The organism is Pseudomonas sp. ZL2, from assembly GCF_054788455.1.
On sequence record NZ_JBGOGX010000023.1, the window covers coordinates 13,211 to 27,672 of the forward strand.

The 14,462-nt window shown below is 63.0% G+C and carries 12 protein-coding genes; 9 read left to right on the plus strand and 3 right to left on the minus strand.

The annotated features are described in order from the left end of the window. The first annotated feature begins 6 nt into the window (after positions 1 to 6). From nuoJ to ABM562_RS16655, 6 genes are all read left to right on the plus strand, one after another. Positions 7 to 507 carry an NADH-quinone oxidoreductase subunit J gene (gene nuoJ, locus ABM562_RS16630; RefSeq protein WP_115087772.1) on the plus strand — a complete coding sequence of 167 codons (501 nt, stop codon included), beginning with the start codon at positions 7 to 9 and terminating at the stop codon, positions 505 to 507. Positions 508 to 511: 4 nt separating this feature from the next. Beyond that, positions 512 to 820: an NADH-quinone oxidoreductase subunit NuoK gene (gene nuoK, locus ABM562_RS16635; RefSeq protein WP_028944232.1), complete on the plus strand. Its 309-nt coding sequence runs from the start codon at positions 512 to 514 to the stop codon at positions 818 to 820. Continuing rightward, on the plus strand, positions 817 to 2,670 hold the full coding sequence (gene nuoL / locus ABM562_RS16640; protein WP_115087773.1) for an NADH-quinone oxidoreductase subunit L: 1,854 nt from the start codon (positions 817 to 819) through the stop codon (positions 2,668 to 2,670). Before nuoK ends, nuoL begins: the two co-directional genes overlap by 4 nt. A 39-nt stretch (positions 2,671 to 2,709) precedes the next feature. Next, the gene (nuoM, locus tag ABM562_RS16645; RefSeq protein WP_115087774.1) at positions 2,710 to 4,242 is read left to right on the plus strand and encodes an NADH-quinone oxidoreductase subunit M; all 1,533 of its coding nucleotides are present in this window, start codon (positions 2,710 to 2,712) and stop codon (positions 4,240 to 4,242) included. Positions 4,243 to 4,249: 7 nt separating this feature from the next. Continuing rightward, complete coding sequence (gene nuoN / locus ABM562_RS16650; protein ID WP_115087775.1) at positions 4,250 to 5,719, plus strand: NADH-quinone oxidoreductase subunit NuoN; 1,470 nt, start codon at positions 4,250 to 4,252, stop codon at positions 5,717 to 5,719. Positions 5,720 to 5,929: 210 nt separating this feature from the next. Continuing rightward, entirely contained in the window at positions 5,930 to 7,984 is a 2,055-nt protein-coding gene (locus ABM562_RS16655) for a TonB-dependent receptor family protein (RefSeq protein WP_460422655.1), read from the plus strand. Here the strand turns inward: ABM562_RS16655 and ABM562_RS16660 are convergent. Next, the gene (locus tag ABM562_RS16660) at positions 7,981 to 9,045 is read right to left on the minus strand and encodes an AI-2E family transporter (protein ID WP_115087778.1); all 1,065 of its coding nucleotides are present in this window, start codon (positions 9,043 to 9,045) and stop codon (positions 7,981 to 7,983) included. The two genes, ABM562_RS16655 and ABM562_RS16660, sit on opposite strands and share 4 nt — an antisense overlap. A 122-nt stretch (positions 9,046 to 9,167) precedes the next feature. On the opposite strand from ABM562_RS16660, the gene trhP reads away from it, so the two are divergent. After that, entirely contained in the window at positions 9,168 to 10,487 is a 1,320-nt protein-coding gene (trhP, locus tag ABM562_RS16665; RefSeq protein WP_134063349.1) for a prephenate-dependent tRNA uridine(34) hydroxylase TrhP, read from the plus strand. A 1-nt stretch (position 10,488) separates the two neighbouring features. On the opposite strand, the gene pvdQ is transcribed toward trhP, so the two are convergent. Then, positions 10,489 to 12,780, minus strand: a complete 2,292-nt coding sequence (pvdQ, locus tag ABM562_RS16670; protein ID WP_460422698.1) for a bifunctional acylase PvdQ — start codon at positions 12,778 to 12,780, stop codon at positions 10,489 to 10,491. A 242-nt stretch (positions 12,781 to 13,022) separates the two neighbouring features. Between pvdQ and ABM562_RS16675 the strand changes: the two genes are divergently transcribed. Then, entirely contained in the window at positions 13,023 to 13,409 is a 387-nt protein-coding gene (locus ABM562_RS16675) for a fe2+ zn2+ uptake regulation protein (RefSeq protein WP_115087781.1), read from the plus strand. Between the two features lie 36 nt (positions 13,410 to 13,445). On the opposite strand, the gene ABM562_RS16680 is transcribed toward ABM562_RS16675, so the two are convergent. Further along, complete coding sequence (locus ABM562_RS16680; RefSeq protein ID WP_115087782.1) at positions 13,446 to 13,634, minus strand: hypothetical protein; 189 nt, start codon at positions 13,632 to 13,634, stop codon at positions 13,446 to 13,448. 159 nt (positions 13,635 to 13,793) lie between these two features. On the opposite strand from ABM562_RS16680, the gene ABM562_RS16685 reads away from it, so the two are divergent. Next, positions 13,794 to 14,255, plus strand: a complete 462-nt coding sequence (locus tag ABM562_RS16685; RefSeq protein WP_134063351.1) for a hypothetical protein — start codon at positions 13,794 to 13,796, stop codon at positions 14,253 to 14,255. Positions 14,256 to 14,462: the final 207 nt, after the last annotated feature.

Consider the following 14,462-nt stretch of genomic DNA (forward strand, 5'->3'; position numbering starts at 1 on the left):
AGAAAGATGGAATTCGCTTTCTATTTCGCATCCGGTGTCGCTGTGGTGTCCACCCTTCGGGTGATCACCAACACCAACCCCGTGCACGCCCTGCTCTACCTGATCATTTCGCTGATCTCCGTGGCGATGACCTTCTTCGCCCTCGGCGCTCCGTTCGCCGGTGTCCTGGAAGTGATCGCCTATGCTGGCGCCATCATGGTGCTGTTCGTCTTCGTGGTGATGATGCTCAACCTCGGGCCGGCTTCGGTCGCCCAGGAACGCGGCTGGCTCAAGCCGGGCATCTGGCTCGGCCCGGTGGTGCTTGGTGCACTGCTGCTGGTCGAGCTGCTGTACGTGCTGTTCGTCAGCGAAAGCGGTGCCGGCATCGGCCACACCACCGTTGACGCCAAGGCCGTCGGCATCAGCCTGTTCGGCCCTTACCTGCTGGTGGTGGAACTGGCCTCGATGCTGCTGCTCGCCGCGGCGGTGACGGCTTTCCATCTCGGCCGCAACGAGGCGAAGGAGTAATCACATGCCAGCAATTCCTCTCGAACATGGTTTGGCCGTCGCCGGCATCCTGTTCTGCCTCGGCCTGGTAGGCCTGATGGTGCGCCGCAACATTCTTTTCGTGCTGATGAGCCTGGAAATCATGATGAACGCCTCGGCACTGGCCTTCATCGTCGCTGGCAGCCGCTGGGCGCAGCCGGATGGGCAGATCATGTTCATCCTGGTGATCAGCCTGGCAGCGGCCGAGGCCAGTATCGGCCTGGCGATCCTGTTGCAGCTGTATCGCCGCTTCCACACTCTCGATATCGATGCAGCCAGTGAGATGCGCGGATGAACCTTATCTTCCTGACGTTCGTATTCCCCCTGATCGGCTTCCTGCTGCTGTCGTTCTCGCGCGGTCGCTGGTCCGAGAACCTGTCGGCGCTGGTTGGCGTCGGTTCGGTGGGCCTCTCGGCCGCCGTGGCCGCCTACGTGATCTGGCAGTTCAACATCGCCCCGCCGGAAGGCGGCGCGTACAGCCAGCTGCTGTGGCAGTGGATGTCGGTGGACGGCTTTGCGCCGAACTTCACCCTGTACGTGGATGGTCTGTCGGTCACCATGCTCGGCGTGGTCACCGGTGTCGGCTTCCTGATCCACCTGTTCGCGTCCTGGTACATGCGTGGTGAAGCCGGCTATTCGCGCTTCTTCGCCTACACCAACCTGTTCATTGCCAGCATGCTGTTCCTGGTTCTGGGCGACAACCTGCTGTTCATCTACTTCGGTTGGGAAGGCGTGGGCCTGTGCTCGTACCTGTTGATCGGTTTCTACTACAGCAACCGCAACAACGGCAACGCCGCGCTGAAAGCCTTCATCGTCACCCGTATCGGCGACGTGTTCATGGCCATCGGCCTGTTCATCCTGTTCGCCCAGCTCGGCACCCTGAACGTGCAGGAGCTGCTGGTACTGGCGCCGCAGAAGTTCCAGGCGGGTGATTTCTGGATGGTCCTGGCGACCCTGATGCTGCTCGGTGGCGCGGTCGGTAAATCGGCCCAGCTGCCGCTGCAGACCTGGCTTGCCGACGCGATGGCCGGCCCTACCCCGGTTTCGGCACTGATCCACGCGGCAACCATGGTTACCGCCGGCGTCTATCTGATTGCCCGTACCCACGGTCTGTTCGCCCTGGCACCCGACATCCTGCACCTGGTCGGTGTGGTCGGCGGCGTTACCCTGGTACTGGCCGGCTTTGCCGCCCTGGTCCAGACCGACATCAAGCGTATCCTCGCCTACTCGACCATGAGCCAGATCGGCTACATGTTCCTGGCCCTGGGCGTTGGCGCCTGGGAAGGCGCGATCTTCCACCTGATGACCCACGCCTTCTTCAAGGCCCTGCTGTTCCTTGCCTCCGGTGCGGTGATCGTTGCCTGCCACCACGAGCAGAACATCTTCAAGATGGGCGGCCTGTGGAAGAAACTGCCCCTGGCCTACGCCAGCTTCATCGTCGGTGGCGCCGCCCTAGCTGCCCTGCCGCTGCTGACCGCCGGCTTCTACTCCAAGGACGAGATCCTCTGGGAAGCCTTCGCCAGCGGCAACAACGGTCTGCTGTACGCCGGCCTGGTCGGTGCGTTCATGACCTCGCTGTACACCTTCCGCCTGATCTTCATCGCCTTCCACGGCGAAGCCAAGACCGAAGCTCACGCCGGCCACGGGATTTCCCACTGGCTGCCACTGGGCGTGCTGATCGTGCTGTCGACCTTCGTCGGTGCCTGGATTCATCCACCACTGGCAGGCGTGCTGCCGCAGAGCGTCGGCCATGCCGGCGGCGAAGCCAAGCACAGCCTGGAAATCGCCTCGGGCGCCATCGCCATCGCCGGCATCCTGCTGGCCGCGATGCTGTTCCTGGGCAAGCGTCGCCTGGTCACCGCGATCGCCAACAGCGGCATCGGTCGTGTGCTGTCGGCCTGGTGGTTCGCCGCCTGGGGCTTCGACTGGATCTACGACAAGCTGTTCGTCAAACCTTACCTGCTGATCAGCCACATCCTGCGCAAGGATCCGGTTGACCGCAGCATTGGCCTGATTCCGCGTATGGCGAAGGGCGGTCATGCCGCCATGAGCAAAACCGAAACCGGTCAGCTGCGCTGGTACACCGCTTCGATCGCCGTAGGTGCCGTGCTTGTGCTCGGTGCCGTTGTTATGGCTGCGGTCTGATATGAACCTTGCGACTTTGCGAAAGGAATTGAGCCCGTCATGATTTTGCCTTGGCTGATCCTGATCCCCTTCATCGGTGGCCTGCTGTGCTGGCTGGGTGAGCGCTTCGGCGCCACCCTGCCGCGCTGGATTGCGCTGCTGACCATGTCCCTGCTGCTTGGTATCGGCCTCTGGCTGTGGGCCAACGGGGACTACACCCTGGCCCCTGCACCGGGCGCCGCGCCTGAGTGGGCGGTCGAATTCAAAGTGCTGTGGATCGAGCGCTTCGGCATCAGCCTGCACCTGGCCCTCGACGGCCTGTCGCTGCTGATGATCCTGCTCACCGGCCTGCTCGGTGTGCTCTCGGTACTGTGCTCCTGGAAAGAGATCACCCGCCACGTTGGCTTTTTCCACCTCAACCTGATGTGGATCCTCGGTGGCGTGGTCGGTGTGTTCCTCGCCCTGGACCTGTTCCTGTTCTTCTTCTTCTGGGAAATGATGCTGGTGCCGATGTATTTCCTCATCGCGCTCTGGGGTCACAGTTCCTCGGACGGCAAGAAGACCCGGATCTACGCCGCGACCAAGTTCTTCATCTTCACCCAGGCCAGCGGCCTGATCATGTTGGTGGCGATCCTCGGCCTGGTACTGGTCAACTACAGCAACACCGGTGTGATCACCTTCGACTACACCCAGTTGCTCAAGGCCGAACTGCCGGCGGGCACCGAATACCTGCTGATGCTCGGCTTCTTCATCGCCTTCGCGGTCAAACTGCCGGTCGTACCCTTCCACTCCTGGCTGCCTGATGCTCACGCCCAGGCACCGACCGCAGGTTCCGTCGACCTCGCCGGTATCTTGCTGAAGACTGCGGCCTACGGTCTGCTGCGTTTCGCCCTGCCGCTGTTCCCGAATGCCTCGGCCGAGTTTGCGCCGATCGCCATGACCCTGGGTCTGATCGGGATTTTCTACGGTGCCTTCCTGGCGTTCGCCCAGACCGACATCAAGCGTCTGGTCGCCTTCTCCAGCGTTTCGCACATGGGCTTCGTGCTGATCGGTATCTACTCCGGCAGCCAGCAAGCACTGCAAGGTGCGGTGATCCAGATGCTGGCCCACGGCCTGTCGGCGGCGGCACTGTTTATCCTCGCCGGCCAGCTGTACGAGCGCCTGCACACCCGTGACATGCGTCAGATGGGTGGCCTGTGGCACCGTATCGCCTACCTGCCGGCCATCAGCCTGTTCTTCGCTGCGGCGTCGCTGGGCCTGCCGGGTACCGGTAACTTCGTGGGCGAATTCCTGATCCTGATCGGCAGCTTCGTCGCCTCGCCATGGGTCACCGTGATCGCCACTTCCGGCCTGGTGTTCGGTTCGGTGTACTCGCTGATCATGATTCACCGCGCCTACTTCGGCCCGGCCAAATCCGATGAAGCCCTGGCTGGCATGGATACCCGTGAACTGATCATGGTGCTGGGCCTGGCTGGCCTGCTGATCTTGCTGGGCATCTACCCGCAGCCGTTCCTGGACACTTCTGCCGCCACCATGAGCGGTGTGCAGCAGTGGTTCGGTACCGCTTTCACTCAACTCGCTTCGGCCCGGTAAGAGCGCTATGGACCTGACGATTCAACACTTTATCGCGCTTGCGCCGCTGCTGATCACCACCATCACCACTGTCGTGGTGATGCTGGCGATCGCCTGGCGCCGCAACCACTCGCAAACCTTCCTGCTGTCCATCGTGGGCCTGAACCTGGCCCTGCTGTCGATCATCCCGGCCCTGAAGGTTGCGCCACTGGCGGTCACCCCGCTGCTGACCATCGACAACTTCGCCTGCCTGTACATGGCGCTGATCCTGGTCGCCACCCTGGCCTGCGTCACCCTCGCCCACGCGTATCTGGGTGATGGCGGCAAAGGCTACCCGGGCAACCGCGAAGAGCTGTACCTGCTGATCCTCATGTCGGCACTGGGCGGCCTGGTACTGGTCAGCGCGCAGCACCTGGCAGGCCTGTTCATTGGCCTGGAGCTGCTGTCGGTACCGGTCTATGGCCTGGTGGCCTATGCCTTCTTCAACAAGCGTTCGCTGGAAGCCGGCATCAAGTACATGGTGCTCTCGGCCGCCGGTTCCGCCTTCCTGCTGTTCGGCATGGCGCTGCTGTATGCCGACGCCGGCAGCCTGAGCTTCGACGGTATCGGCAAGGCCCTGGCAACCACCAGCATGCCGAGCATGATCGCCCAGCTGGGCCTGGGCATGATGCTGGTCGGCCTGGCCTTCAAACTGTCGCTGGTGCCTTTCCACCTGTGGACCCCGGACGTCTACGAAGGTGCTCCGGCACCGGTTGCCGCCTTCCTGGCCACCGCCAGCAAGGTTGCCGTGTTCGCCGTCGTCGTACGCCTGTTCATGCTCTCCCCTGCTGCCAGCAGCGGCGTGCTGACCACCGTGCTGTCGGTGATCGCCGTGGCTTCGATCCTGATCGGTAACCTGCTGGCGCTGACCCAGAGCAACCTCAAGCGTCTGCTCGGTTACTCCTCGATTGCCCACTTCGGCTACCTGCTGATCGCCCTGGTGGCAAGCAAGGGTCTGGCCGTCGAAGCCATCGGCGTGTACCTGGTCACCTACGTGATCACCAGCCTCGGTGCCTTCGGCGTGATCACCCTGATGTCGTCGCCGTACAACGGCCGTGACGCCGACGCCCTGTACGAGTACCGCGGCCTGTTCTGGCGCCGTCCGTACCTGACCGCGGTGCTGACCGTGATGATGCTGTCGCTGGCGGGTATCCCGCTGACCGCAGGCTTCATCGGCAAGTTCTACATCATCGCTACCGGCGTCGAGTCGCAGCTGTGGTGGCTGGTCGGTGCCCTGGTGATCGGTAGTGCCATCGGCGTGTTCTACTACCTGCGCGTGATGGTCACCCTGTACCTGATCGAGCCGAACCTGCGTCGCCACGACGCCCCGCTGAACTGGGAACAGCGCACTGGCGGCGTCATGCTGCTGGCCATCGCCATCCTCGCTTTCGTGCTGGGTGTGTACCCGCAGCCACTGCTGGACATGGTTCAGCATGCCGGGCTGCAACTGATCGGTTGATCGATCTGGCTATGACAAACACCCCGCTTCGGCGGGGTGTTTTGTTTTGGGCTGCTCTGCAACCATCGCTGGCAAGCCAGCTCCCACAGGATTTGGTAATGATCCTGTGGGAGCTGGCTTGCCAGCGATGAGGCCGGTACAGATCGGCGACTGTGCTTCGTCTGATAGTTGCGACGTCAGATACCCGCTCACAGTCCCGGAACCCCCTCGATGCGCCCCACCCTACCCCGCTCCTCCCTCGCCTTGCTGATCTCCTGTGCCGCGTCGGTCCAGGCCGGCGAAGGCATCGAACTCGGTCAGGTACTGATCCAGGAACAGGAACACAGCGAACTGCAGGACGCTCGCGATCGCCTGCAGCAGGTGCCCGGCGCCAGCAACCTGATCGACATGCAGCAAGTGGAGCAAGGCCGGGTCGCCAGCAACCAGGATGTGCTCGCCTACCAACCCGGGGTGTTCGCCCAGTCGGCCGGCAACGATGGCATCAAGCTGTCGATCCGCGGTTCGGGCATCAACCGCGCACCCGGCGCCCATGGCTCGGGCGTGTACACGATGTTCGACGGTTTGCCGTTGACCGGCCCGGGTGGCACCCCTTATGAGCTGTTCGAGCCGCTGTGGCTGAGCCGCGCCGAAGTGCTGCGCGGCGCCAACGGTTTCGACAAGGGGTCACTGGCCCTGGGCGGCGCCATCGACTACATCACCCACACCGGCCGCGACGCCGCACCGCTGCAACTGCGCTACGAGATCGGCAGCCGCGGCTACGCCAAGCGCCAGATCAGTTCCGGCCAGGTACTGGGTGACCTGGACTACTACGTAGCGCTGACCGATTCCGAATACGACGGTTACCAGGATCACAGCAGCGGCAGCAGCAAGGGCATCGCCGCCAACGTCGGCTACCGTTTCAACCCGAACCTGGAAACCCGCTTTTACCTGCGCTACCGCGAAACCGAGAACGATCTGGCCGGACGCTTGACCCAGGAGCAGATCAAGCACGACCCGCGCGCGGCCAACCCGGCCTACCTGAGCCGCGATGACAGCCGTCCGCAGCCGGGCAGTACCTGGCTGGGCAACAAGACCACCTTCTATCTCGATGACGATTCGCAACTGGAAGCAGGCCTGGTCTATCACGACTATCCGATGGATCTGCGTGAAGGCCCGATGCGCCTGAAGGTCGCCTACACCGACGTCAGCGGCACCCTGAATTATCAGCGCCGCCACACTCTGTTCGGTCACGAGAGCAAAACCACCGTCGGCTGGCGCACCACCAAGCACCTGCCCAACAGCGGTGCTTCGCAGTACGCGCGGGTGAATGGGGTATTCGGTGCGAAAACGCGAGATTTCACCTACCAGGGTTCGGACACCGTCCTGCATGTTGGCAACGAACTGGAACTGATCCCCGACCTGTGGCTGACCAGCGGCCTGGCGGCGATCTACACCCGTCGCGAAAGCGCGGTGACCTATCCGGACAACGGCGGCAAGGTCAGCCAAAGTGACTGGGACTACGCCCCGCGTCTGGGCCTGCGCTATGACATCAACCCGCAGTTGCAGGTCTATGGCAACCTGAGCCGCTCGGTGGAGCCGCCGCACCCGTGGGCGCTGATCTGGAGCTCGACCAGCGCCACGCAACCTATCGAAATGCACAACCAGACCGCCACCACCCTGGAACTGGGAGCCCGTGGCGAGTCGGCCATCGGTCGCTGGGACCTGGCCTGGTATTACTCGGACGTACGCCATGAGCTGCTGGCCGTGGAGATCGTGCAAGGTCAGCCCGCCAAGGAGTTCAACGCCAGCCCAACCGTGCACCAGGGCATCGAGGCCGGGCTCGACAGCCTGCTCTGGGAACGCGGCGGCGTCGGCAAGCTGTCCCTGCGCCAGGCCTACACCTTCAGCGACTTCCACTACCGCGACGACGATACCTTTGGCGACAACCGCCTGCCGGGCATCCCCATGCACTACTACCAGGCCGAGTTGCGCTTCGACCTGCCCAGCGGCTTGTATGCGGGGATCAACACGCAGATGGCGTCCAAGGTCCAGGTCGACTACGCCAACAGCTACCCGGCCGACGCCTATGCCATTCTCGGCGCCACCCTGGGCTACAACTCGCCGAAACAAGACTGGCAAACCTGGCTCGACCTGCGCAACCTGACCAACAAGCGCTACGCCGCCACCGTTACCCCGGGCTACGACGACAAGGGGGCGGACGCCGCCCGCTCGACCCCGGGCGAAGGCTTCGGCGTCTACGCCGGGGTGTCGTACAGCTTCCGCTAACTGGGCAATTGCACCTGCGGCTTGGTCGAGACGAAGATCGCCCAGCTGGACATGAACAGCGCGGCGATCAGCGGGCCGATGACGAAGCCATTGAGCCCGAACACGGCAAGGCCACCGAGGGTGGAGACGAGAATAAGGTAGTCGGGCATCTTGGTGTCCTTGCCCACCAGGATCGGACGCAGCACGTTGTCCACCAGGCCGATCACGAACACACCGTAGGCCGCCAGCACCGCGCCTTGCCAGAAGGCGCCGGTAGCGACGAAGTACACCGCCACCGGCGCCCAGACGATCCCCGCGCCCACCGCGGGCAGCAGCGACAGGAAAGCCATCAGCACCCCCCAGACCAGGGCGCTGGGAATGTCCAGAATCCAGAAGATGATCCCGCCGAGGGCGCCCTGGGTCACCGCCACCAACAGGTTGCCTTTGACCGTGGCGCGCACCACGCGGTTGAACTTCAGTTGCAGGCGACGCTTCTGCTGCTCGGCCAGCGGCACCGCCGTGCGGATCTTGCGCACCAGCTCGGCGCCGTCACGCAAGAAGAAATACAGCAGGTAGAGCATGACGGCGAAGCTCACCAGAAAATCGAAGGTGCCCTGGCCGAAGCTGAAGGCCTGGGTCGCGAAGAACTGACTGCCCTGCACCGCACCCTTGGTGATCTTGTCGCGCAGGCCGGCCAGGTCGCCCATGCCCATGCGCTCGAGGAAATTCTGGACGAAGGCCGGGAGGATGTTCTTGAAACGTTCGATGTAGCCGGCCAGGTCCAGCTCGCCGCTCTCGATGCTTTTGTACAGCGCAGCCCCCTCCTGCACCAGCAGGGTACTGATAATGATTACCGGCAAGATCGCGATCACCAGGCAGATAAACAGGGTCAGCCCGGCGGCCAGGTTGCGCCGCCAGCCCAGGCGTGCCAACAGCCGGCGTTGCAGCGGAGCGAAGACGATACCGAGGATCACTGCCCAGAACACCGCGCCATAGAACGGCAGGAGAATCCAGATAAAGGCAATGGTCACCAGCACCAGCAGTGCCAGCAACGCCTTGTGTTGCATGACGGTTTCGTTCATGTGCGCTCCTTGTACGTTCTATTCGTTAGTGCCCCGGCCAGTGGTAAAAGTGCCGTTGATGCAGATCAATAAAAGCCTGCCGCAGCCGGCGTAGCATTCGCGCCTTTTGCCGCAGCCCGATCATGACCCTTCTCGCCAAACCCGAACTGCTCGCCCCCGCCGGCTCGCTGAAGAACATGCGCTATGCCTTCGCCTACGGCGCTGACGCCGTTTACGCCGGGCAGCCGCGCTACAGCCTGCGCGTGCGCAACAATGAATTCGATCACGCCAACCTCGCGCTAGGTATCAAAGAGGCCCAGTCCCAGGGCAAGCGCTTCTATGTGGTGGTCAACATTGCCCCGCATAACGCCAAGCTCAAGACCTTCCTCAGGGACCTGACGCCGGTGATCGACATGGCCCCGGATGCACTGATCATGTCCGACCCCGGCCTGATCATGCTGGTGCGCCAGCACTTCCCGCAGATGCCGATCCACCTCTCGGTGCAGGCCAACACGGTGAACTGGGCCAGCGTCGAGTTCTGGCGCAGCCAGGGCCTGACCCGGGTGATCCTGTCGCGTGAACTGTCGCTGGAAGAGATCGAGGAGATTCGCCAACAGGTGCCGCAGATGGAGCTTGAGGTCTTCGTCCACGGCGCCCTGTGCATGGCCTACTCCGGCCGTTGCCTGCTGTCGGGCTACCTCAACCGCCGCGATGCCAACCAGGGCAGTTGCACCAACGCCTGCCGCTGGCAGTACAAGGCCACCCCGGCGAGCGAGAATGTCACCGGTGAAATCGTTCGCGAGGTAGAGCCGACCCTGGGTCTCGGCGCACCGACCGAGCAAGTGTTCGTGCTGCAGGAAAGCAACCGCCCCGACGAAGACATGCCGGCCTTCGAAGACGAGCACGGCACCTACATCATGAACGCCAAGGACCTGCGCGCGGTGCAGCATGTCGAGCGGCTGACGCGCATGGGCGTGCATTCGCTGAAGATCGAGGGCCGGACCAAGTCGCACTTCTACTGCGCGCGCACCGCCCAGGTGTACCGCCAGGCCATCGACGATGCCGTGGCCGGGCGCGAGTTCGACCGCAACCTGATGCTCAACCTCGAATCACTGGCCCAGCGCGGATATACCGAGGGCTTCTTGCGCCGGCATGTGCATGATGAATATCAGAACTACCAGCGTGGCAACTCGGTGTCCGAGCGCCAGCAGTTCGTCGGCGAACTGAGCGGCGAGCGGATCAACGGCCTGGCCGAAGTGCGGGTGAAGAATCGCTTTGCGGTGGGTGATCATCTGGAATTGATGACGCCGAAGGGCAATTACCACTTCGACCTGCACCAGTTGCGTGATCGCCAGGGTGGCACGATCGAAGTGGCGCCGGGGGATGGGCATACGGTGTATCTGCCGATCCCCGAGCAGGTCGATCTGGCCTTCGGCTTGCTGCTCAGGGATCTGGTTCATTGAATCAAGGCGCGGACTTCGCCAGCGCCGCGCCCTCAACCTCACGAATCACCTGCAGACGATACTGCGGGTCGGCCTTGATCTGCGCCTCGGTGAATGGAATCACCTGCCACTGCTTGGCCGAGAACGCCCGGGTCTGGTCACCGGCATGGGCCGAACCTGCCTCACTGGACTCCGAGAACGCCAGCATGCCCAGGGCATGCGGCCCCCGCTCATCGAAGGTTACCAGTTGCAGGTAGCTGGTGCCGCTGACCACCAGGCGCTTGTCAGCGGCAACCGGTACGCTCTGGATCGCGTTGTACACGCCCAGGCTCGCCGGCCCGCCGTGAATCGGCGTGCCATCGGCAGCCTGCTGGATCTGCCCCCAGCGCGCGTCATTGCTGAGCCCGGCCTTGGTCACTTGCGCGACTGAAGCCAAGGCTGCCTCACGCAAGGCGTTGGCCACGTCGGCCTGATCGACGGCCAGCCCCCGCGGTGTGTGCTGCGGATCGGCGGCGTCGAAGCCGACCCGCCAGAAGTCCTTGCGCCCCTGCAGGGCCTGCATGATGTTCTGGAAGTGCACCAGGCCAAGGCCACTGTCGAGGTTGGCGCGTTGGTCCCAGGCCTTGAGGCTGGCGCATAGCGCGCCGAGCTGGGCATCGGCGGTTTGCCCGGCGCACCACTTGAGCAGGTCAGGCATGACCAGCTCGGCGACATACACCTGGTTGTCCATGACCATCTGCTGCAGGTCCGCCTGGCTGATCTTGCCCTTCTCGCTCAAGCTCGCCAGGCGCTGCAAGGCAAAACGGCTGCGCGGGCCCAGGGGTTGACCTTCACGGCTGATCAACGGCGAGTAGCCCTGCAACGGTTTGGCCGGGTTGACCATCCAGGCCGAGTCGTTGGAGTGCTGGACGAAGTCGCTACGGCTCAGGCTCGGTTGCAGTTGCGCGGGGAAGATGCCGGCCTGCGCGGCGCGCGGGTCGACCTTCCAGTTGCAGGCACTGCGCGAGCCGTCGAGCACGATCATTTCCTGGCCGGCGGCCGGATCGCTGCACTGGGCGAGCAAGGCGGCATCGACGTAGGGCACCACCGACTGGTTCAGGTACAGCGCCTGGCCCTTGGCATCCACCGCCAGGGTGTTGACCCAGGGGATACCCTGCAGGCGCTGCACCGAAGCTTGCAGGCTTTTCAGGCTATCGGCGCGGTTCATGGCATCCCACTGCTCAAGTACCCGCGTGTTGTCGAGGTTGGCGTCACGCAGGCTGAAGGCGTACTGCTTGTTCCAGTCCAGGCGCCCCGGCCACTGCACGATCGGGCCGAATACCGAACTGTAGACGTCACGGGTCACGGGCTTGAACTGGCCATCCTCGCCCTTCACCGTCACGCTCAGGCGTTGATGGGTCATGGCGAGCGACTTGCCGTCGAGCAGGTAGCGGGTCGGGTCCTTGGGGTCCAGCTCCAGCCGATACAGGGTGAAATGCTTGGAAGTGTCTACGGTATGGGTCCAGGCCAGATGGCGGTTAAAGCCGATGTTGATCAGCGGCAGCCCCGGCAAGGCCGCGCCCATGACATCCAGTTTGCCCGGCAAGGTCAGTTGCATCTGATAGAAACGCATGCCGCCTGCCCAGGGAAAATGCGGGTTGGCCAGGAGCATGCCACGACCATTGAATGAACGCTCGGCACCGATCGCCACGGCGTTGCTGCCGCGCTCGACGGCAAATTGCTCCTGGCGCGCCTGGGCGACGCTGAGGTCGGGGCGCAACTGGGCGACGATGTTGGGCGGCGTTGCTCCGGCCAATGCTTCGGCGAACTGGCCGACACCGCCTTCGACCAGCAAGCGGCGGGTCAGCTTGACCAGATCGAGGGTGGTGACAGGCCGCAGCCACTCTGCCTGCAGGCATTGCGCGCCCTGGCCCTGGGCCTTGAATTCGGCCAATGCGCGGTTGTAACCCTTGGCATAGCCCTCAAGGCGCGCGCGCATGGCCGGCGGTTGTGCCTGCCAGAAGCCGAACACCGCCGTCGGCGTGTTCAGCCAATTGAAGAACAGGTCGCTGGGCAGGTTTTCGCGCTGCTCGAAAGTGCGCTGCTTGGGACCGAAGTAACGCGAACGCTCGCCGTTGACGGTGACCACTTCGTTAGCCAGCAGGCACAGGTTGTCTTGCGCATAGGCATAGCCAATACCGTACCCCAGGCCCTGCTCGTCCTGGGCCAGGATATGCGGCACGCCGAAACTGGTACGGCGGATTTCGGCAGACGCATCGCCCGCTGCCACCCGCGCCTGGACGGGAAGGCTGAGACCGGCGAGCAGCCCGGCCATACAAAGGGTTGCAAAAGGACGAGGCTTGATCACGCGCACTCCAGCTCAATCAGGGAAAAGTCGTTCTGATTGAACGAAATACGCCGGGGAAATTTACGGTTTCAGCCAGCTCAATACGTCTTTAGAAGGTGAATCTGCAGATTTTTTTCGTCAGGTACTGCAGTTTTGCCGCGCTCATTCGTCTTATAGGTGTAGGCAAACACTTTTGCTTATCTGGACAGGCCAAGAAATGGAGCATTCACATGTACAACCAGCAACAGTCAGCGGTGATAGCTGGCCCTGGACGCACGAAGAGCCAACCTGTGACTGAAAGAACTGAAGCCGGCGAAAACGAGCGTCCCGGCAATGAACACATCCGCGAGCTGCTCCGGGCCTTTGGCCTGCGCACCAGCCTGATTCGCCTGAAGGTCATCGATGCCTTGCACATGGCCGATCGCAATGGTCGCAGTATCGGTGTACGCGGGATACACAGCCAGCTCGAGCAACTGGATATCCCGCTGTCGTTCCTCAGCGTTCGCGAAGTGCTCAAGCGCTTGTGCGCCGAAGGCGTGATCAGCCTGGGCAGCGATAAATGCTACAGCCTCAACCCCCAGGCCCGTGAAGTGCTGGAGCAGGCCATCTCTCGTTGAGCGCCCGGCCGGCCAAAGCCGGCCACGCTTACGGCCTCAGGTCTTGACCTTGCGCCGCATGATGCCATTGACCACCACCACAACCACCGCCACACCGATGGCGATGTACTGGAACACTTGCTCGCTGATCGTCCCCTGCTTTTGCAGGTAGGACAGTCCGAGCATGATCCCCAGCACCAGCAGGGAGATCAGGATGGAGTATTTCAGGCGTTGACCTTGAGTCATTGGGTATTTCCTTGCGACATCGGCGAAAAGGCCCGACGCGGGCCGAGCGCATGATACAACGTCCCCCGCCGGACAGCGGACAATTTCCCGCTTCTGCCGACAGCACTGCATTGCCAACATGGCTTCCCGGGCTGACGCCCAGACGAATGGAAGTCGACCATGTTCATGCGCACCCTGCTGGCCAGCCTGCTACTGCTTGGCACCTTCAAGGCTCATGCCTTGCCGACCGAATCCCAACCTCGAAACATTTTGCTGGAACTCGGCGCACAGCTGGCGGGCAGCGCCGGTAGCAGCCAATGGCAACAGCTCTGGCAACGCACCCGACAGGCCGGGCACCTGGACTCTGGCGCACGAGGCGTGCACTTCGATGTGCCCCAGGCACAAATCCCGGCACTGGTTGCCGCTACCCTGGCCACAGCGGATGAGGCCCTCGCGCTGAAGCAGACGCAGGTGCTGTATCGCCGTGACTTTCACCCCAGGGTCATCGGCAAGGTTGCCGCACAGGAGGTGACCGCTGTGTGCGTGTGGGTCGACTGGCGCAGCTTCCCTGAACATGGAGTCAGCCGGCCGGCCAGCTATCTGGGCCAGGTCAGCCTGCTGCTGGCTCGCCCTTGCGAGTGAGCATGGGTTGGCCAACCAGACAAAGGTGAAATTACCTTACCAACGGGTAGTCAAGGCTCAGCGCTTGAGGCTGTATTCCATTCCCACATCGAAGCAATGCCAGTCCTACAGAAAGCGTGCAAATCGGCCACCCCTTCTGCCCCACTTGCTGCCTAGCCTCCGTTCTGCCCGGTAGCCGAGAATCCAGCTCAAGCCACGACAGGCAGA

Excerpts from the sequence above, each read along its gene's own strand:
- nuoJ (WP_115087772.1), top strand. The coding sequence starts at position 7 with ATGGAATTCGCTTTCTATTTCGCATCCGGTGTCGCTGTGGTGTCCACC.
- nuoK (WP_028944232.1), top strand. The coding sequence starts at position 512 with ATGCCAGCAATTCCTCTCGAACATGGTTTGGCCGTCGCCGGCATCCTG.
- nuoL (WP_115087773.1), top strand. The coding sequence starts at position 817 with ATGAACCTTATCTTCCTGACGTTCGTATTCCCCCTGATCGGCTTCCTG.
- nuoM (WP_115087774.1), top strand. The coding sequence starts at position 2,710 with ATGATTTTGCCTTGGCTGATCCTGATCCCCTTCATCGGTGGCCTGCTG.
- nuoN (WP_115087775.1), top strand. The coding sequence starts at position 4,250 with ATGGACCTGACGATTCAACACTTTATCGCGCTTGCGCCGCTGCTGATC.
- ABM562_RS16655 (WP_460422655.1), top strand. The coding sequence starts at position 5,930 with ATGCGCCCCACCCTACCCCGCTCCTCCCTCGCCTTGCTGATCTCCTGT.
- ABM562_RS16660 (WP_115087778.1), bottom strand. The coding sequence starts at position 9,045 with ATGAACGAAACCGTCATGCAACACAAGGCGTTGCTGGCACTGCTGGTG.
- trhP (WP_134063349.1), top strand. The coding sequence starts at position 9,168 with ATGACCCTTCTCGCCAAACCCGAACTGCTCGCCCCCGCCGGCTCGCTG.
- pvdQ (WP_460422698.1), bottom strand. The coding sequence starts at position 12,780 with ATGGCCGGGCTGCTCGCCGGTCTCAGCCTTCCCGTCCAGGCGCGGGTG.
- ABM562_RS16675 (WP_115087781.1), top strand. The coding sequence starts at position 13,023 with ATGTACAACCAGCAACAGTCAGCGGTGATAGCTGGCCCTGGACGCACG.
- ABM562_RS16680 (WP_115087782.1), bottom strand. The coding sequence starts at position 13,634 with ATGACTCAAGGTCAACGCCTGAAATACTCCATCCTGATCTCCCTGCTG.
- ABM562_RS16685 (WP_134063351.1), top strand. The coding sequence starts at position 13,794 with ATGTTCATGCGCACCCTGCTGGCCAGCCTGCTACTGCTTGGCACCTTC.